An 18,468-nucleotide genomic window follows, 5' to 3' on the forward strand; every position below is an offset into this window, starting at 1 on the left:
GGCAGGGCCGTTGCCGTACGCCCGGTCGTCACACGACGGCGTCGGCCAGCATGAACACGGCCACCGCCAGCAGGACGTACGCGAAGATCCGCTGAAGTGTGCCGCCCGAGACCTTCGCGGCGAGACGCCTGCCGTCCCACGCGCCGAGTATCGCGGCCGCGGCGAACGGCCCGACGGTGGTCCAGTCGAGGCTCTCGGCCGAGCCGGCCCGGGCCGCCAGCGCGACCAGCGAGTTGACGGCGATGACCAGCAGACTGGTGCCCACGGCGGCCCACATGCGCAGCCCCACCACGTTCACCAGCGCCGGTACGGCGAGGAAGCCGCCGCCCACTCCGAGCACCCCGGTCACCGCACCGAGACCCGCTCCGGCCCGGACGACCTGACCGCGCCGCACGGGCACGTCGTGGTGCCGTACGGAGGCCGACGGCCGGAGCATGCGCAGCGCGGCGAGAACGGCGATCACCGCGAACGCCGCGGTGAGCAGCGCGGGAGGCAGGCGCCCGGACAGCGCACCGCCGACCGCCGCCGGCAGCAGGCCCGCCCCGGCGAACAGGGCTCCGACGCGCCACCGCACCGTGCCCTCGCGGGCGTGCGCGGCGAGCGCCGTGGCGGAGGTGACGGCGACGACGACCAGACTCGCGGTGGCGGCCGCGGCGGGCGTGGAACCGAGCAGGTACATCAACGCGGGCACGGCCAGCACACTGCCGCCACCCCCCAGCGCCCCGAGCGCCAGCCCGGTGACGCCACCGGCGAGCAGGCCGAGGACCAGGGTGCTCACCGGCACCGGCCGGGGGTGCCGGCCCCCGGCTCCGCCACCACGGGAAGCCCCGCCTCGGCCCAGGCCCGCATACCGCCGATGACGTCCACGACATCCGTGCCGCCGCGCGCGGTGAGCAGGGCCGCGGCCTCGCGGGAGCGCTTGCCGGAGCGGCAGATCGCGATGATCGGGCGGCCCTGCGCGGCCTTCGGCAGCGGCCCCCCGGCCGTGAGCGAGGACAGCGGCGCGAGTACGGCGCCCGGGGCGTGCCCCGCGGCCCACTCGTCGGGCTCGCGGACGTCCAGCAGGACGGCGTCCGAGCCGGCCCGCTCCCCGGCCTCGGCCGGGGTGATGCGTGCCATGGGCAGCCCGGCGTCACGCGCCGCCGCGAACCCGTCGTCGACGGCGACCACGTCGCGTCCCGCCGCGTCGAGCAGCGAGGCGGCGATGGCGGCCCGCATACCGCCGGCGCAGTGCACCCACACGGTGCCGTCCGGTATCTCCCGGAGACGGCCGCGCAGTTGGTGCAGCGGAATGTGCAGCGAGCCCTTGATGTGGCCGGCCTCGAGCTCGTTGTCGCGCCGCACGTCCAGGACCACGACGGTGTCCTGTGCGGCTGGTCGGGCTGCGGTCGGTCGAGCAGCGACCGGTCGGGAAGTGGCCGGTAGGGCCGCGGCCAGTTCGGCGAAGGTGCCGCGCGGGAAGGAGTGCGGCCGCTCGCCCTGCCGTATCCAGTCGGCGGGGGAGCCGGTCGCGGCCGCGGCCGGTCGGTCGATGCCGACCCGGACGAGTTCCCGCTGTGCGTCGGCCAGTTGGGCCGGCGTCTCGGCGAGCAGGGTGACCGGCTTGCCCCACGGCAGCAGCCAGGCCAGATAGGTGGCGAGCTGCCCCTCGGCCTCGAAGTTGAGCGACCCGGCGACATGCCCCTTCGCGAACGCGACCCGGTTGCGCAGATCCACCACCCACTCCCCGGCGGCCAGCCGTGCCGCGAGCTCCTCGGGGTCGGCCTGGCGGGGTGGCGTCAGGTCCACCGGAGCGGGGCCCTGTGCGTTCGCCGGACCCATGTGCGCGTAGTACGCGGGGATGTCGTCCAGCCCGGCGAGCAGGTCGGCGACGAACGCGTCGACGTCCTTCACCAGGGCTTCGTTCACGGTGCGCTCACGCCCGATCGTCGTCACCGCCTCGCCCGCGGCCTGCGTGGCGGAGCAGAAGCTGCCGAAGCCGTGCGTCGGCAGGACCGCCGTCTCGTCCGGCAACTCGGCGGCCAGCCGGTGCGCGGAGTCGTACTGCGCCCGCGCCAGCCGCCCCGTCAGCCCCGGCTCGACCAGGTCGGGCCGCCCGACGGTGCCGATGAGCAGGGAGCCGCCGGTGAAGACGGCCACGGAGTGACCCGCCTCTTCCAGGACGTACGAGGTGTGGTGCGGGGTGTGCCCGGGAGTGGCCAGGGCACGCAGTTCCAGGCCGTCGTCGATCCGCGTACGGTCCCCGTCGGCGACCGGCACCCGCTCGTACCCGACTCGTGCCGCGGTCGGCACGAGATAGGCGGCGCCGGTGATCCGGGCCAGTTCCAGCCCCCCGGTCACGTAGTCGTTGTGGACGTGGGTCTCCACGACGTGGGTGATGCGCACGCCCCGCCGCGCGGCGGCGGCGATCATCCGGTCGATGTCCCTGGGCGGATCGACCACCGCGGCGCTGTGCGCGCCGCCCGCCAGATAGCCGCGGTTGCCCAGTCCCGGCACGTCGATGGTGTCGACGAAGTACACGGCAGCACTCCTCTCCTGTCTCCTGGTGAAGCCTGTTAGCCCCGGTCGGAGATTTACCCCCGGGGGTATATGGACCACAGTAGCAGGGTACCCCCGGGGGTATTTTTGGAAGATGGCCGGAAGCAGATGTGAAGGCCCTCCCGCGTGCCTTTACTGATCAGTCACGTCTAGGGTCGGAGGTGGACGGAGAGCCGCTAGTGAAGGGTCAGCACCATGGCGCAGGAAGTACGGGGCGTGATCGCACCGGGCAAGGGTGAGGCCGTGCGCGTGGAGACGATCGTCGTGCCGGACCCGGGGCCGGGAGAAGCCGTCGTACAGGTGCAGGCCTGCGGGGTCTGTCACACCGACCTGCACTACAAACAGGGCGGCATCAGCGACGACTTCCCCTTCCTGCTGGGCCACGAGGCGGCCGGCGTGGTGGAGTCGGTCGGCGCCGGCGTCACGGAGGTCGCGCCCGGTGACTTCGTGATCCTCAACTGGCGTGCGGTGTGCGGGACATGCCGGGCCTGTCTGCGCGGCCGGCCCTGGTACTGCTTCGACACCCACAACGCGACGCAGAAGATGACTCTGGCCTCGACCGGACAGGAACTCTCCCCGGCGCTCGGTATCGGCGCCTTCGCGGAGAAGACCCTCGTCGCGGCCGGGCAGTGCACCAAGGTCGACGCGGCGGTGGCCCCACAGGTCGCCGGTCTGCTGGGCTGCGGCGTGATGGCCGGAATCGGTGCCGCGATCAACACCGGACACGTCGGCCGGGGCGACACGGTCGCGGTGATCGGCTGCGGCGGCGTCGGCGACGCGGCGATCGCCGGATCGAACCTGGCAGGAGCGGCGAAGATCATCGCCGTGGACATCGACGACCGCAAGCTGGACAAGGCCCGCACGATGGGCGCCACCCACACGGTCAACTCGCGCGAGACCGACCCGGTGGCGGCGATTCGCGAGCTGACCGGCGGCTTCGGCGCGGACGTGGTGATCGAGGCGGTCGGCCGTCCCGAGACGTACCAGCAGGCCTTCTACGCCCGCGATCTCGCCGGCACGGTCGTCCTCGTCGGAGTGCCCACCCCCGACATGAAGCTGGAGCTGCCGCTGCTGGACGTCTTCGGCCGCGGCGGCGCGCTGAAGTCCTCCTGGTACGGCGACTGCCTGCCCTCCCGGGACTTCCCGATGCTGATCGACCTGCATCTGCAAGGCCGCCTGGACCTGGAGGCGTTCGTGACCGAGACCATCCAACTGGACGAGGTGGAGAAGGCGTTCGAGCGAATGCACCACGGCGACGTCCTGCGCTCGGTGGTGATGCTCTGATGGCCGCCCGCATCGAACGCCTCGTGATCTCCGGGCAGTTCAGCCTTGACGGCGGCACCTGGGACGTCGACAACAACGTGTGGATCGTCGGCGACGACCACGAGGTCATCGTCATCGACGCCGCCCATGACGCCGACGCCATCGCCGAGGCCGTCGGCGACCGGCGCCTGACCGCGATCGTGTGCACCCACGCCCACAACGACCACATCGACGCCGCACCCGCCCTGGCCGACCGCACCGGCGCCACGATCTGGCTCCACCCCGACGACCTGCCGCTGTGGAAGCAGACCCATCCGGACCGCGACCCCGACGCCCACCTCCAGGACGGCCAGATCATCGAGGCCGCGGGCGCCGACCTCACGGTCCTGCACACGCCGGGCCACGCTCCGGGCGCGGTCTGCCTGCACGACCCCGGACTGGGCGTCGTCTTCACCGGCGACACCCTCTTCCAGGGCGGCCCCGGCGCCACCGGCCGCTCCTACTCCCACTTCCCGACGATCATCGACTCGATCCGCGCCCGCCTCCTCACCCTGCCGCCCGGGACCAAGGTCCTCACCGGCCACGGCGACGCGACCACCATCGGCGCGGAGCTGCCACACCTGCAGGAGTGGATCGACCGGGGCCACTGAGGCCGGAAATCGTCGTCAGGGCCGGAAAACCAATCGTCGGGGACGAGAGCCGGCCATACGATCGCGCCCCATGACCACCAACACGCTCGTGACCCTGCATGACGTACGCGTCCTGCGCTGCGCTCCCGACGGCCCGCCCCTGGACGGCGAGAGCGCGGCGCTCGATCTCATCGGCGACGCCTACGGGCAGGAGGCCGAGTTGGTCGCGGTGCCGGTGGAGCGGGTCGCGGACGAGTTCTTCCGACTCCGGTCAGGCGTCGCGGGCGCGGTCATGCAGAAGTTCGTGAACTACCGGGTACGCCTCGCCGTCGTCGGCGACGTCTCCCACCACATCGCCGAGAGCACGGCCCTGCGCGACTTCGTGCACGAGACCAACAACGGCGGCCACATCTGGTTCCTGCCGACCTACGACGCACTCGACGCGCGGCTGCGCCCGGCCGGGTGACCCCTCAGCAGGCCGAGTAAAAGACGACAGAAGATGTCCGGCTTCCCCGGCACCCTCGAAAGCGACATCGCTCGTACAGGGTCGGGAGGCCGGACATGTCACAGCCGCTCAAGGACAAGGTCGCACTCGTCGCGGGGGCGACACGGGGAGCCGGACGGGGCATCGCCGTCGAGCTCGGCGCGGCCGGCGCCACCGTCTACGTGACGGGACGCAGCACTCGCGCCCGGCGCTCGGAGTACGACCGCCCCGAGACGATCGAGGACACCGCCGACCTGGTCACCGAGGCCGGCGGCCACGGCATCGCCGTACCCACCGACCATCTCGACCCGGCACAGGTCCGCACCCTCGTGGACCGCGTCGCGGACGAACAGGGCCGTCTCGACATCCTCGTCAACGACATCTGGGGCGGCGAGAAGCTCTTCGCCTGGGACAGCCCGATCTGGGAGCACGACCTCGACAAGGGCCTCAGGCTGCTGCGGCTCGCGGTCGAGACCCACGCGATCACCAACCACCACGCCCTGCCCCTGCTCCTGCGCCACCCCGGCGGACTCGTGGTCGAGATGACCGACGGCACGGCCGACTACAACGGCGACCACTACCGCAGCTCCTTCTTCTACGACCTCGCCAAGTCATCCGTCCTGCGCATGGCCTTCTCCCTCGGCCACGAACTCGGACCGCGCGGCGCCACGGCCGTCGCGCTGACCCCGGGCTGGCTGCGCTCGGAGATGATGCTGGAAACCTTCGAGGTGCGGGAGGACAACTGGCGCGACGCCCTCGAACGCGTCCCGCACTTCGCCATCTCCGAGACACCGCGCTACGTCGGCCGCGCCGTCGCCGCCCTCGCCGCCGACCCCGACGTGTCCCGCTGGAACGGCGCGTCGCTCTCCAGCGGGCAGCTCGCACAGGTCTACGGCTTCACGGACCTCGACGGCAGTCGCCCCGACGCGTGGCGGTATCTCGTCGAGGTCCAGGACGCGGGGAAGCCGGCGGACACGACGGGCTACCGCTGAGGCGGTACCGGGTCGCCCGTGCGGAGCGGCCAGCGCGCAGAGTGGCCCGGCGGCAGGCCGAGATCCTCCCGCACCGCCGTGTAGTAGCCCTCGCGTCCGGCGCGCTGCCGCTCCAGGAGCGCCCGCCAGGCCTCGGAGTCCCTCCTGCTCTCGCGCACGAACCGCTCCATCTCCATCGCCGTCACGACCCACGCCCGTGCCTTGTCCACCACCTCGGGGCTGCCCAGCATGATCAGCGCTTCACCCGAGGGATCCCGGCGGGTGGTGGCGTCGGCCAGCAGCGGCTTGGCTTCTTCGAGGGGCAGGGGATCCGGGTGCGGGTCGTTGCCGAGCTCGGCCGCGACCCGGTACGTCACCGTGACCGTCTTCTTGACCGACTGCGCGTAGTCGGCGTACACCGCGAGCCGCCGCTCCTCCCACCGCGCCGCCTGCTCCCGCCGAAACCTCACCTGGTCGCCCCGCACGACCACCAGATACGAACCGAGCGCGCCGATGACGACGCCGATGAGCGCGGGGAGTTGCTGAATGAACGCGGACATGGCGGCACGCTATCTGCCCGAACGATCATCACGGCAGTACGGTTCGGCGTCATGACGGACACAACACGCTTCGCAGGCCACGGAGTTCTCGTCACCGGCGCGGCTCGCGGCATCGGCGCCGCCACCGCTCGACGGTTCGCGCAGGAGGGGGCCCGGGTGCTGGTGACCGACAGGGACGGGCCCGAGGCCGAGAAGACCGCGGCGACGCTGCGGGAGGAAGGCCTCGCGGCGCAGGCGCTCGCGTGCGACGTGGGGGACCGGGCGTCCGTCGAGGCGGCCGTCGCCCACGCCGCCGACACCTTCGGCTCGCTCGACGTCCTGGTCAACAGCGCGGCCTCCTGCACCCCCGACACCCCGCTCTTCGAGGACGGCCCGGACGAGGCATGGGCCCGCGACCTCGACGTCACCCTGACCGGCACCTACCGCTGCTGTCGCGCCGCCTTCTCTGCCAAGTCCAGCGTGTTGAGTTCGATTGCGAGTGCGGCTGCCGCCCCGGGAGCTCTGGCTGCTCGTGTGAACATCTCGTTGCTGATGCGTTCCGCCGGCGCCCGGCGGGCCGATACTGACCGGGCGGCGACCAAGGGGCGGGGAGCAGGGTGGACTGGACGGTGTGGGCAGGCCTGGCCGCGGGCCTGCTGATCGCGATGGTGACCGCGCCGGTCGGCGTGTCCGGAGCGGTGTTCCTCCTTCCGGTCCACTTGAGCGTCTTCGGCGTGCCCAATCCGGCGATCACGCCGACGAATCTGCTGTTCAATGTGGTGGCTGGGCCAGGCGCCCTGTGGCGGTACCGCCGCGATGGCGCTCTGCGCGGCGGCCTGGCCCGGCGCCTGGTCGCCGGCACGCTTCCCGGCGTCGTCCTCGGCGCCGCGATACGCGTCTTCGCTCTTCCCGGTCCGGGTGTCTTCCGACTGCTGATCGCCGCCCTGCTCCTGCCACTTGGGGTGTGGCTGTGCGTCCGCACCCTCGCCCCGGCCCCCGTCCGGGCGGGTGCGGCGGCGGAGCCGTCCCCGGCTGCGCTCACCACCCTTGCCGTGGCGGTGGGGGTCGTCGGCGGGATCTACGGCATCGGCGGCGGATCCCTCCTCGGGCCGATCCTCGCCGCCCGGGGGCTGCCCATGGCGCGGGTGGCACCGGCCGCGCTCGCCGCGACGTTCGCCACCTCGATCGTCGGCGCGGGTGCCTATGCGCTGCTGTCCCTGATCGGCGGCGACGTCGCACCCAGCTGGTGGCTCGGGCTGGCCTGCGGGCTGGGCGGACTGGTCGGCGGCTACCTCGGTGCCCGCCTCCAGCCCCACCTGCCCGAGACCACGCTACGCCTCCTCCTCGGCGGCCTGGCCGCCGTCCTCGGCACCTTCTACGCCGCACAGACCCTCGCTTGAGGCCCACGCTCCGCCACAGCTCAGGTGCCCCGGCTCCGCACGTCCGCGTCAGCGACTCAGCCCGAGCACACCTCCAGACTGGTTGTGCCATCGAACCTTCTGGTTGTACGGTCGAACCATGTCCAGGGATCACAGGGCTGATGACCCGGCCGTCCTCCAAGAGGCGCTGGGAAGCTTCGTTCGGGCCTTCGGGCTGCATCAGCCGGAAACAACCCCTTGTGGCCAACCGATCTCGGTCTCCGAGGCACATGCCTTGGGTGAGCTGGCCCAGGAGCACGAGATGCGGCAGGTCGAACTCACCCGTCGGCTGCGGCTGCAAAAGAGCACGGTGAGCCGGCTGGTGGGTCAGATGTCCGCCCGTGGCTGGGTGCAACGCGCTCCGGCGCCCCACGACGGACGCGGCGTTGTCCTGCGGCTCACCGCTTTGGGGCAGCGGGCGGCGCAGAACCTGGCTGAAGCACGGCGGGAGCGGTTCTCCCGGCTGCTCGATTCGATCCCGGCCCATGAAAGAGCGGGCGTGCTGCATGCCCTCGATGTGATGGTGGAGGCATTGGATGAAGAGCAGTAGGCGCCGGGCCCTGGTGGCGGGCGCGGGTGTGGTGCTCGCCGGCGCCGTGACGGCTGTCGCCCTGCTGGCGGGCGGCTCGCAGCAGGAGTCGGGCGAAGACCGGAGCGAGCGGCAGGCGTTAGTGGCCGAGCGGGGCAAGAGTGTGATGCCCTTCGACCTCGAGCAGACCACCCACCGCTTCACCCCCACGGCGACGGGAGGTGTCCAGGATGTCGTGGCCGACCAGAGCGGCGATACGGAGCAGACCGGTCTGATACGCGCTCATCTGCGCAAGGAGGCGGAAGCGTTCGGTCGGGGTGACTTCGCCGACCCTGCCCGGATCCACGGCGCCGACATGCCCGGCCTCGCCCAACTGCGGGACGGGCATGACCGTATTGAGGTGCGCTACGAGGAGCGTGCCGACGGGGCCACCCTGGCCTACACCACCAAGGATTCTGCACTGGTTGACGCCTTGCACGACTGGTTCGAGGCCCAGCTCGGTGACCACGGCGCGCACGCCGAGTCTGGTCATTGATGCGGAAGAGGGGGCGGGGACAAGGGCACGACACCGCGATGACCGACACCACCACCGCGTCCCCGCCCGTGCTCGCCCGGGTGCTGATCGTCGGCTCCGGCATCATGAGCCTGGCCAACTCGGTCACCGTGCCCTTCCTGGCCGTGTTCCTCCACAAGGAACTCGGGCTCCAGCCGGGCATGATCGGCTTCATCATCGGCTCGTCGGTGTTCTTCTCGATCTTCGCCGGGTTCGTCGGAGGTTCGCTCTCCGACCTCGTCGGCCGGACCCGGCTGCTGCTGATCTCCCTCATGGGAGTGATCGGCTCGTTCGTGGGCCTCTACTTCAGCCACGGCGTCCTCGCGGTGTTCGTCTTCAACGCGACGATGGCGCTCGCCAGCAGTTCCTTCGGGCCCGTGGGCAAGGCGCTGCTGAGCGACCTGCTCCCGCCGGGCCGGCGGGTGAAGTGGTTCTCCTACCAGTACGTGACCACCAACATGGGGTTCGCCGTCGGTCCGGTCGTCGGCGCGGCGGTGGGTCTGGCTGGTGACCGGTCGGCGTTCCTCGTCGGCGCGCTCGGCTACGGCGTCTACCTGCTCGGCCTGGCCGGGGTGCTGCTGTTGACCTCCTCGTCCGCGTCGGACCGCGAGCCCAGCCGGACGGCCACCGGCGGCGGGCAGACCCAGCTCTTCGGCAGCGTGCTCAAAGGGCTCGCGGAGAGCGCGCGGGTCGTGGCGAGCGACTCGCGTCTGCTGTTCCTCATCCTTGCCGGACTACTGCTGGAGGCCGTGCATGGCCGGGTCTCCTCGCTGCTCGCGCAGCATCTCTCCGACGGCTTCGCCGACGGCACCGCGATCCTGGGATACGTACTGACCGCCAACGCGGTGACCGTGGTGGTCCTGCAGTTGTCCGTTTCCCGGTTCATGGACAAGCGCAATCCCGTGACGTCCATCCTCGTCGGTGGTCTGCTGACCGTCGGTGGCATGGCCGGCTTCGCGTTCGCGCAGGAGCTCTGGCACTTCGTCGCCGCAATGGTGGTGTTCTCGCTCGGCGAGATCCTCATCTATCCGGCGGAGTTCGCCATCATCGACCGGATCGCGCCGGAGGACCGCCGAGGCTCGTACTTCGGCGCACAGACCTTCGCCCAACTCGGCGTCTTCATCGGCCCCTACACGGGAGGCCTACTGCTCGCGGCCTACGGCGGCACCACCATGTTCCTCGGTGTCGGCTCCTTCGCCCTGGCCAGTGTGGCCATCTACCTGCTCGTCGGCCGACGAATCCCCGGACTGGCCGCCCCCGTACCGGAGCGCACCACGGAGCGGTCGAAGGAAGAGCATGCCGATGACGTGGCGTGAACGGCGTGCGCTTGCGAGGAGCAAGCCCCGCACGGTGGCCGCCGCCCCGGGTGCGCCGACATCGGCTGACCGCTACCTGCCGGGCGGGGCCTGCGTCGGCAGTACGCGCACGACCGCATGGCGGTCGGCGAGCTGATGGCGGTCAACACGGGCTTCCAGGCGGGGACGCGGGGGCGGGCAGGCGCATGAGCGGCCCGCCCGGACGGCTCCCCGCCGAGGTGGCGGGGAGCCGGGAACGCCGTACGGCGGTCGCGGTGACTACCGGGGTGCGACCGCGTCCTCGGTGCGGTTGCGCCGGCTCCGCTCCCTTACCAACGAGACCCCGACCACCAGCGCGGCGACGAGTACGGAGAGCAGGACCTGACTGCGGCCGCCGCCCTCGCTGTCGTCGGTGAGCATGTAGACGAGGACGAACGAGATCATCCCGATCGTCGCCCACGTCAGATACGGGAACAGCCACATCCGGACCACGAGCTTGTCCGGGCTCTCGCGCAGGATGATCCCCCGCATCCGCAGTTGCGAGAAGCAGATGACCAGCCACACGAAGAGCGCGATCGCGCCCGAGGAGTTCAGCAGGAACTGGAAGACGGTGTCCTTCCACAGGTAGTTGAAGACGACCGCGACGAAACCGAAGGCCACCGAGGCCAGGATCGCCGTCTGCGGCACACCGCGGGAGTTCGTGCGGACGAAGGACTGTGGCGCGTCGCCACGCTGACCGAGGGAGAAGGCCATGCGGGAGGCGGTGTAGAGGCCGGAGTTGAGACAGGACAGCACGGCCGTCAGCACGACGACGTTCATGATCTGCCCGGCGTGCGGGATGCCGATCGAGTCCAGGGCCGCCACGTACGAGCCGTGCTTGGCGATCGAGGGGTCGTTCCACGGCAGCAGCGCGACCACGACGAGGATCGAGCCGACGTAGAACACGCCGACCCGCCAGATGACACTCCTGGTGGCCTTGGCGACCGCCCGGCGCGCGTCCGGGGACTCACCGGCGGCGAGGGTGACGATCTCGCTGCCCATGAAGGAGAAGACGACCAGCAGGATGCCGGTGAGAATCGCACCCGGTCCGTTGGGCAGGAAGCCGCCGTGCTCGGTGAGATTGCCGAAGCCGGTCGCGGCGTGGTCGGAGCCGGGCAGCACACCGAAGATCGCCAGGCCGCCGAGGACGATGAAGCCCGCGATGGCGACCACCTTGATGCCCGCGAACCAGAACTCGAACTCGCCGAACGAGCCGACCGAGGCCAGGTTCGTGGCCGTCAGCACCACCATCACGATCAGCGCCCAGGCCCACTGCGGTACGGCCGGCACCCATCCCTCCAGGATCACGGCACCCGCGGTCGCCTCCACGGCGAGCACCACGACCCAGAAGAACCAGTACAGCCAGCCGATCGAGAACCCGGCCCAGCGCCCGAGTGCCCGGTCCGCGTAGGCGGAGAAGGAACCGGAGGTCGGATTGGCCGCGGCCATCTCGCCGAGCATCCGCATCACGAAGACGACCAGCGCGCCGACCAGTACGTACGACACCAGGATGCCGGGCCCGGCGGCGGCGATACCGGAGGCGGAGCCCACGAACAGGCCGGCGCCGATCACCCCGCCGATGGCGATCATCGACAGGTGGCGGTTCTTGAGACCCGCCCGTAGACCTTCCTGCTGCGGAGGCTGGGCGAGTGGGGGCGGTGTGGTGGGGGTGGCCGTGCCAGGGGGACGTGTAGTCATGTCGACATCCATTGAGTGATGGGGGGGCCTTGCGGGGAGTGGGCGCCCGGAGAAAGCGATCACGGCGTGGAGCCTCGCTCCGTCTCCTCATGGGAGGTGAGCCGTGTCACTTGTGGAAATGGATTTGCGCAAGCGTACGAGGGGCCGGGGGGCGACGTGTTTGTGAAGGACGAACAAACTCGCCCTCAAGGCCTGTGCGAACGGCCAATGCGAAAGCGCTGTCAGTTGGTCGGCAGCACCATCAGGTGCTCGGTAGCGCTGTCAGGTGGTCGGCGGCAGTCGCAGCTGGAGCATGGCCAGCAGGCGCTGGTCCGGACGGCCGAGGTCCATGCCGGTGAGTTCCTCGGCCCGGCGGATGCGGTAGCGCAGCGTGTTGGGGTGCACATGCAACTGGGCGGCGGCCGCCCGCACGTCACCGAAGGAGTTCAGATACGCCAGCAGGGACTCGGCCAGTCGGCCCTGGTGCCGGCCGTCGTGCCGCACCAGGGCGGTCAGCCGTGGATCGCGTATCTCGGGATGGGCGGTGAGCAGCGTCAGCATCTCGCTGACCAGGACCTCCGCCTGGATGTCCGGCAGCGCGGCGACCGCGATGGGGAGGTCGGCGCCCATCATGGCGTCGAGGATGCGGTCGGACTCCCGGCGCGAATCGGGGACGTCGCCGAGCCCGGGCACCAGGCAGCCGACCGAGCCGCGCAGCGGCAGGCCCAGGTGGCGGCGTGCGGCGTCGGTGATCTCCTGGCACCAGCCGCGCAGGGTGTCCGTGCCGACGCTGCGGGGCAGCTGGGGCAGGAGCACGTAGATACGGGGGTCGAGCTGGGTGACCAGCGCGCTGCGGTGCCGGGCGGCGATGTGCACCGAGATCAGGTTGGTGACCTCGGTGTGGGCCAGCTCCGGTGCGGCGCCGACAGGACTCGTCTCCGGCGCGGCGACGACCCCCGCGGTCCCGTACGAGAACCCCAGAACGGCGGCCGGGAGGCCGGCGTCGAATCCCAGGTGGGTGGCGAGCGGCTGCGGCCCCGTGCTCCCCTCCAGCAGCCCGGCCAGCAGGGTCCGGGTGAGCGTCAGATCCTCGGAGAGCTCCCGGCGGCGGCGTACCAGGTGGTGCGCGGCGACCCGGGCGGCGCCCAGCAGCGCCTGCTCCGAGTGCTCGGACAGGGGTGTCGAGCCCTCCTGCACCCAGATGGTGCCCAGCTGCCGGTCCCCGGATCTGATGGCGACCGCGAGCCGGCGGCGGATCCCCAGCTCCGGGTGGCTGTCGATACCGATCACCTGGTCGCTGGAGCGCAGGTGCTGGAACACGCCCCACTCGCGCAGCTTCGCCAGGTACGCCTCCGGCCCCTGCCAGCCGAGGATGGAGCGCCGCCGCAGGTCGTCGATCTCGTCGGAGTCGGTGGAGCGCGAGTAGGCCAGCACCCGGTTGGCGGCGTCCTCGATGCTGATGATGCCGCTGGTGAGGACGGCGGTGGTCTGGGCGAGTGAGAACAGATCGCCCTCCTCGGTCCCTTCGCCGGGGCGGCCCGGAGGGGCGTCGTCGAGGGCGGCGCGGGCCAACGCGTTCACCTGCTCCCAGCGCGCCTCACTGCGCAGCGAGAGCAGGGCCACCCCGGCCTCGGCGGCGGTCTCGCCGATGACCGCGGCCTGACCGGGACCGTCCAGTTTGACCACGACGGCGGTGGCCCCGTCGCGGGCGGCGGCCCGTAGCGCGGGAAAGGCGGCGCGGCCCCGGGCACCGATGACGAGGACCAACTCACCCGGCTGAGCAGTCGGAGGATCCTCCGGATCGAGCAGCGCGACACCCCGGATCTCGACATCGAGCCCGGCGGGAGCGGCCTGCACCTCCACCAGGGTGTCCCCCAGGGCCATCAGCAACTGACGCAGGCTGATGCTGGCTGAGGGCGGAGACACCGAGGCCGGATCCATGAACGGGGATCGTACTGGGACACGACCGCCGGCCTGCAAACGTCGCCCGGAGGATGGCCGCAGCGGCAGGCGGCGCAGCCGGTCCAGGCCGACGCCGAGCCCGGCCGGCGCCTTGCGGACGGTGGAGCGGGCGCCGCCCGACAGCATGCCGCCGCGCTCGCCCAGCCATTCCCGGGCGACGGCGTACGTGCTCGTCAGCCCCGTCCCCGGCGAGCGCGGCCGGCGTCGCACCGCCGCGGGGTGCACAGCGGTAGCGCAGGAACAAACTTCACCGTTCGGTCACAGCCGCACGAGGCCCACAACCCACGACCCCGTGGACCTGTCTAGCTGGCAGAGAACACACGAACCGCATGGGGAGAGGCCTGGTCATGGCGGACATACGCAGACGACGAGCAGTCGCGCTCGGCATCACCGGAGGACTGGTCGCACCGCTCACGCTCGCACTCGGCGCCGCGCCGGCGCAGGCCGCGAGCTGTACGACGCAGACCGGGCCGTACCAGAAGCAGGTGGAGAAGTTCCTCGGCCGACCGGTCGACGGCAAGCAGTCCGCCGCCGACTGCAAGGCCATCCAGGCCTTCCAGAACAAGCACGGCATCACCCCGAACGTGGGCTACGCCGGTCCCGTCACCTGGGGCGTGATGGACCTGATGAACAAGCAGAAGGCCGTCGGGAACAACCCCAACAAGGACGGCAAGTGCCCGACGAACAAGGGCCGCATCGCCTGCGTCAACCTCACGCTCCAGCTGAGCTGGATCCAGGACGGCAGCAGGCTGGTCTACGGCCCCGTACCGGTGCGCACCGGCCGCAACGGCTACGAGACCCGCACCGGCCTGAAGAAGATCTACTGGCGGGACATCGACCACGTGTCGAGCATCTACGACGTGCCGATGCCGTACTCCCAGTTCTTCGACGGCGGCCAGGCCTTCCACTCGGTCGGCGTCAGCATGTGGAACCCGCCGGGCTCGCACGGCTGCGTCAACATGACCAAGACCGTCGCCAAGAAGTACTGGTCGCTGTTGAAGAACGGCGACGACGTCTACGTGTACGGCCGCAAGCCGGGCACCTGATGGAGCACAGGCACCCGGCTCGCGCGGGAACGTCACGCCTCGGGGGCGTCTCCGAAGTCCGGGATCTCCAGCCTGACCCCGCCCTGCCGCGCCGACTCGTGCGCGACGATGCCCGGCAGGGTGTAGCGGGCCGCGACCCACGCGTTCACGGACGGCAGGGTGCGCGTGTTGACGGCCGTCACGAAGTCGTCCACCAGGAAGTGGTGGCTGCCCTCATGGCCGTTGTGCAGATGGTCGAACTCCCGGGGCAGCCGGGAGCGGTCGTGCACCGGCGCCGAACCCGAGGTGAAAGCGGCCCGCAGATCCGGCGCGATGTGCTGGAGTGACGGGTCGTCAGGAGCCATGGTCGGCTTGGGCTCCAGCAGCTCGCTGATGTCCTGCACGCCCTTCTTGTCCTGCCACAGGGCAACCGTGGCGAGCTGCTCCATGCTCGCCTCGGTGCCGAAGAAGCGGAAGCGGGATTCCCGTATGTGGGACGGGTAGCCCACCCGCCGGAACTCGTTCGTACGGAACGAGCCGCCGCCCGCGACCTCGAACAGTGCGGTCGCGTTGGAGACGTCGTTGCCGAACTGGCTGACGGACTTGTCGAAGACGCCGTCGCCGCGGTCGTCCACGACCCCGATCGCCGACACGCTCACCGCGTGCGTCCGCCAGGCCCCGAGCACGCCGCCCACCGCGTGCGTCGGGTACAGCAGCGGGGGATAGCTGGCGGTCGCCTTCCAGTTCTCGCCGCCGCTGTACTGGTACGCCTCGTAGAACCCGAGGTCCATGTCGTGGACGTAGTCGCCCTCGGCGTAGAAGAGCCGCCCGAAGGCGCCCTCGGCGATCTGGTTGCGGGCGTGCACGGTCGCCGGGTTGTACTGACTGGTCTCACCCATCATGTACGTCAGCCCGGTCGCCTTGACCGCGTCGATGATCGCGGCGATCTCCTCCGCGGTGATCGCCATGGGGACGGCGGAGTAGACGTGCTTGCCCGCGTTCAGGCCCTGGAGGACCAGTGGGCCGTGGGTCCAGCGCTGGGTGAAGATCGCGACCGCGTCGACGGCCTTCGACTCCAGCATCGCCTCGTACGAGGGGAAGGTGCCGGCCAGTCCCTGCGCGTCGGCGAGCTGCTCGGCCCGCTCGGGCAGCAGATCGGTGACGTACACGTCGCTGACACCGGGGTGGGCCTGGAACAGCGTGGCGAACTGGCCGGAGAACTGGCCGGCGCCGACGATGCCGAGGGAGAACGTCATGGAGTGGGTGCCTTTCACTGGCCGAGGATGAGGTTGATCTGGTCGTTGGTCTGGTCGAGGCTGCTCACGGGCTTTCCATTGCCGTAGATGTCCTCCATCGCGGGCGCCATGAGCGCCGTCATGTCCGCCGAGTAGCTGGCGATCGGATACGAGAAGGTCCTGAAGCGCTTCTTGTCGGCGACGGGTTCGGTGAACGCCGAGACGTCGATGCCCTTCTTGTCGTACGCGGCGACGGCGGCCCTGGTGCCGGCCGGGGTGGCGGGGAAGACGACGCCGTACTTGCCGACGACGGTCTGGCACTCGTCGGAGGCCAGATAGGTCACCCACTTGCGGGCGCCCTCCTTGTTCCTGGCGGCCTTGGTGATGGAGTCGGCGAGCCCGTTCATCATGGTGGCGCGCTTGCCGGTCGGGCCGACCGGCGTGAGAGCGGTCTTGATGTCCAGGCCCTTGAAGCCCGCGTAGGTGGAGATCATCCAGGCACCGTCGAACGCGGCCGCGGCCTTCCCCGCGGCGACCTGGGTGTTCGCCTGGTTGGACTGGACGTTGTAGTCGGAGAGCGGGGGCATGTACCCCTTCTTCGCCAGACCGAAGTACCACTTGATGACGGACTGGAAGGTCTTGCTGTCGTACTGGTACTTCGTGCCCCAGCGCGGCTTGTCCAGGTAGCTCCAGCCGGCGGAGGCCGCGAAGTTGCTCCACTGCGTCTGGCCGTCGCCGAAGCCGCCGCCGTTGCTGGCCAGGCCGTACACCTTGACCTTGTTCTTGTCGAAGCCCGGCTCGTCGCCGCGCTTGCCGTTCCTGTCGACGGTCAGGTGGGCGATGGCCTTCTCGAAGGTGCCGCCGTCCTTGGGGTTCCAGGCCAGGTTGTTCAGCTGCTCGGCGGTCAGCCCGGCGGCCCGGGCCATCTTCTGGTTGTAGAACAGCGCGACCGTGTCCCAGTCCTTGGGGGCGCCGTACCGGTGGCCGTCCTGGCCGATCCAGTTGGCGGCGAGTCCCGGCTGGTAGTCGGAGTTCTCGATACCGAGGTCGTCGAGCGGTTCGAGGACCTTCAGGTCGGCGAACTGGCCGAAGTTCTGGATGTGGTCGGTGAACACGTCCGGCTGGGTGCCCGCGATGAAGCCGGCGGTGAGCTTGGTCCAGTAGTCGCTCCAGCCCAACTGGGTGATCTTGACCTTGAGTCCGGGGTTCTCCTTCTCGAACCCCTTGGCGCAGGCCTGGTAGGCGGGCAGCTGGTTGGCGTCCCACAGCCAGTACGTCACCGTGTTCGCGGACGCCCCTGCGGAGCCGCCGTTCGCACAGCCGGCCGCCAGGGACAGGGCCAGCGCTCCGCCGAGCGCAGTCAGCTTTCGAAGTCGCATGCGCGTTCCCTCACTTGATCCCGGTGAAGCCGATGGAGCTGACGATGCGGCGGGCGAAGCAGGCGAACAGCACCAGCATCGGCAGCGCGGCGATCAGCGTCGCCGCCATGAGCCCCGACCAGTCGACGCCGGTCGCCGGGGTCTGCGCCCGGAAGACCGCCAGCGCCACGGTCAGCACGCGCGAGCTGTCGCTGTAGGAGACCATCAGCGGCCAGAAGTAGTCGTTCCAGGAGGTGATGTACGTCAGCACGCCCAGCGTGATGATCGGCGTGGACGCCATCGGCAGGACGACCCGGAAGAAGACCCTGACCTTCCCGGCGCCGTCGAGGAGGGCGGCCTCCTCGACCTCCCGGGGGATGTTCATGAAGAACTGCCGCAGGAAGAACACCGCGAACGGGGTCATGAAGAGACTGGGCAGCGCGATGCCCAAGAGCGTGTCCACCAGGTGGAGTTGCTTGATGAGTACGAAGTTGGGCAGCAGCGTGAAGATGGTCGGCACCATCAGCCCGGCCAGGAACAGACCGAACACCTTGTCCCGGCCGCGCCAGCGCAGCCGTGAGAAGGCGTACGCGGCCATTGCGGAGAAGAAGATCTGGCAGCCGGTGATCAGGGTCGAGACGATCACCGAGTTGAGCAGGTACCGCCAGAAGTCGAGCCCGCCGCCCGCGCCGCCCTGCGCGACCGCCTCCTCGGCCGACTGCAGGCCGAGGGCCCGCTGGAAGCCGGTGCCGGTGAGATCGACGGGCAGCGGATCGGTGGGGTCGGCGCTGAGACCCGCGTTCGTGGAGAGCGCGGTGCGCAGGATCCAGTAGAACGGCAGCAGGGTGATGAGGACGATGAGCCCCATCAGGGCCCAGGCGGCGGCCCGCCCCGGGGAGAACCTGCGCCTGACCGGCCGTACGGTCGTCGAGGTCGTTGTCACGGCAGCCATC

At 70.5% G+C, this 18,468-nt stretch carries 17 protein-coding genes and 1 pseudogene; 10 read left to right on the forward strand and 8 right to left on the reverse strand.

The genetic code is table 11. The features are described 5' to 3' along the window. Positions 1–28 precede the first annotated feature (28 nt). Both ACTMVF_RS23765 and ACTMVF_RS23770 read right to left on the reverse strand, forming a co-directional pair. A complete protein-coding gene (locus ACTMVF_RS23765) occupies positions 29–778 on the reverse strand; it encodes a sulfite exporter TauE/SafE family protein (protein ID WP_441273353.1) in 750 nt (249 codons plus the stop codon). Continuing rightward, complete coding sequence (locus ACTMVF_RS23770; protein WP_441273123.1) at positions 775–2,520, reverse strand: MBL fold metallo-hydrolase; 1,746 nt, start codon at positions 2,518–2,520, stop codon at positions 775–777. The genes ACTMVF_RS23765 and ACTMVF_RS23770 overlap by 4 nt, the downstream gene beginning before the upstream one ends. A 213-nt stretch (positions 2,521–2,733) precedes the next feature. On the opposite strand from ACTMVF_RS23770, the gene ACTMVF_RS23775 reads away from it, so the two are divergent. The 4 genes from ACTMVF_RS23775 to ACTMVF_RS23790 all read left to right on the forward strand — a co-directional run bounded on the left by ACTMVF_RS23775 (position 2,734) and on the right by ACTMVF_RS23790 (position 5,906). Further along, on the forward strand, positions 2,734–3,822 hold the full coding sequence (locus ACTMVF_RS23775) for an S-(hydroxymethyl)mycothiol dehydrogenase (protein WP_441273124.1): 1,089 nt from the start codon (positions 2,734–2,736) through the stop codon (positions 3,820–3,822). Continuing rightward, the gene (locus tag ACTMVF_RS23780; protein ID WP_441273125.1) at positions 3,822–4,451 is read left to right on the forward strand and encodes an MBL fold metallo-hydrolase; all 630 of its coding nucleotides are present in this window, start codon (positions 3,822–3,824) and stop codon (positions 4,449–4,451) included. Before ACTMVF_RS23775 ends, ACTMVF_RS23780 begins: the two co-directional genes overlap by 1 nt. A gap of 70 nt (positions 4,452–4,521) precedes the next feature. Further along, entirely contained in the window at positions 4,522–4,896 is a 375-nt protein-coding gene (locus tag ACTMVF_RS23785; RefSeq protein WP_441273126.1) for a DUF4180 domain-containing protein, read from the forward strand. Between the two features lie 95 nt (positions 4,897–4,991). Continuing rightward, complete coding sequence (locus ACTMVF_RS23790) at positions 4,992–5,906, forward strand: SDR family oxidoreductase (protein WP_441273127.1); 915 nt, start codon at positions 4,992–4,994, stop codon at positions 5,904–5,906. On the opposite strand, the gene ACTMVF_RS23795 is transcribed toward ACTMVF_RS23790, so the two are convergent. Next, positions 5,897–6,445: a hypothetical protein gene (locus ACTMVF_RS23795; RefSeq protein WP_441273128.1), complete on the reverse strand. Its 549-nt coding sequence runs from the start codon at positions 6,443–6,445 to the stop codon at positions 5,897–5,899. The two genes, ACTMVF_RS23790 and ACTMVF_RS23795, sit on opposite strands and share 10 nt — an antisense overlap. A 51-nt stretch (positions 6,446–6,496) precedes the next feature. On the opposite strand from ACTMVF_RS23795, the pseudogene ACTMVF_RS23800 reads away from it, so the two are divergent. The 5 genes and pseudogenes from ACTMVF_RS23800 to ACTMVF_RS23820 all read left to right on the forward strand — a co-directional run. Continuing rightward, a pseudogene (locus tag ACTMVF_RS23800) lies at positions 6,497–6,946 on the forward strand (SDR family NAD(P)-dependent oxidoreductase); the annotation flags it as partial. A 95-nt stretch (positions 6,947–7,041) separates the two neighbouring features. Next, positions 7,042–7,824 carry a TSUP family transporter gene (locus ACTMVF_RS23805; protein WP_441273129.1) on the forward strand — a complete coding sequence of 261 codons (783 nt, stop codon included), beginning with the start codon at positions 7,042–7,044 and terminating at the stop codon, positions 7,822–7,824. A 118-nt stretch (positions 7,825–7,942) separates the two neighbouring features. Then, entirely contained in the window at positions 7,943–8,392 is a 450-nt protein-coding gene (locus tag ACTMVF_RS23810; RefSeq protein WP_441273130.1) for a MarR family winged helix-turn-helix transcriptional regulator, read from the forward strand. Next, positions 8,379–8,906, forward strand: coding sequence for an aspartate carbamoyltransferase (locus ACTMVF_RS23815; protein WP_441273131.1), 528 nt, complete (start codon positions 8,379–8,381; stop codon positions 8,904–8,906). Before ACTMVF_RS23810 ends, ACTMVF_RS23815 begins: the two co-directional genes overlap by 14 nt. Before the next feature lie 38 nt (positions 8,907–8,944). Continuing rightward, positions 8,945–10,240: an MDR family MFS transporter gene (locus ACTMVF_RS23820; protein ID WP_441273132.1), complete on the forward strand. Its 1,296-nt coding sequence runs from the start codon at positions 8,945–8,947 to the stop codon at positions 10,238–10,240. A gap of 258 nt (positions 10,241–10,498) precedes the next feature. Here ACTMVF_RS23820 and ACTMVF_RS23825 read toward each other — a convergent pair whose 3' ends face one another. Both ACTMVF_RS23825 and ACTMVF_RS23830 read right to left on the reverse strand, forming a co-directional pair. After that, complete coding sequence (locus ACTMVF_RS23825; RefSeq protein WP_441273133.1) at positions 10,499–11,956, reverse strand: amino acid permease; 1,458 nt, start codon at positions 11,954–11,956, stop codon at positions 10,499–10,501. 261 nt (positions 11,957–12,217) lie between these two features. Continuing rightward, positions 12,218–14,107, reverse strand: a complete 1,890-nt coding sequence (locus ACTMVF_RS23830; RefSeq protein ID WP_441273134.1) for a PucR family transcriptional regulator — start codon at positions 14,105–14,107, stop codon at positions 12,218–12,220. Positions 14,108–14,244: 137 nt separating this feature from the next. On the opposite strand from ACTMVF_RS23830, the gene ACTMVF_RS23835 reads away from it, so the two are divergent. Continuing rightward, entirely contained in the window at positions 14,245–14,943 is a 699-nt protein-coding gene (locus ACTMVF_RS23835) for a L,D-transpeptidase family protein (protein WP_441273135.1), read from the forward strand. A gap of 32 nt (positions 14,944–14,975) precedes the next feature. On the opposite strand, the gene ACTMVF_RS23840 is transcribed toward ACTMVF_RS23835, so the two are convergent. The 3 genes from ACTMVF_RS23840 to ACTMVF_RS23850 are packed head-to-tail and all read right to left on the reverse strand — an operon-like array spanning position 14,976 to position 18,467. Beyond that, positions 14,976–16,178, reverse strand: a complete 1,203-nt coding sequence (locus tag ACTMVF_RS23840) for a Gfo/Idh/MocA family protein (RefSeq protein ID WP_441273136.1) — start codon at positions 16,176–16,178, stop codon at positions 14,976–14,978. A gap of 14 nt (positions 16,179–16,192) precedes the next feature. After that, a complete protein-coding gene (locus tag ACTMVF_RS23845) occupies positions 16,193–17,536 on the reverse strand; it encodes an ABC transporter substrate-binding protein (protein WP_441273137.1) in 1,344 nt (447 codons plus the stop codon). A gap of 10 nt (positions 17,537–17,546) precedes the next feature. Further along, on the reverse strand, positions 17,547–18,467 hold the full coding sequence (locus ACTMVF_RS23850) for a carbohydrate ABC transporter permease (RefSeq protein WP_441273138.1): 921 nt from the start codon (positions 18,465–18,467) through the stop codon (positions 17,547–17,549). Position 18,468 lies beyond the last annotated feature (1 nt).

The organism is Streptomyces sp. SD31 (genome assembly GCF_052068475.1).
Taxonomy (GTDB): Bacteria; Actinomycetota; Actinomycetes; order Streptomycetales; family Streptomycetaceae; genus Streptomyces.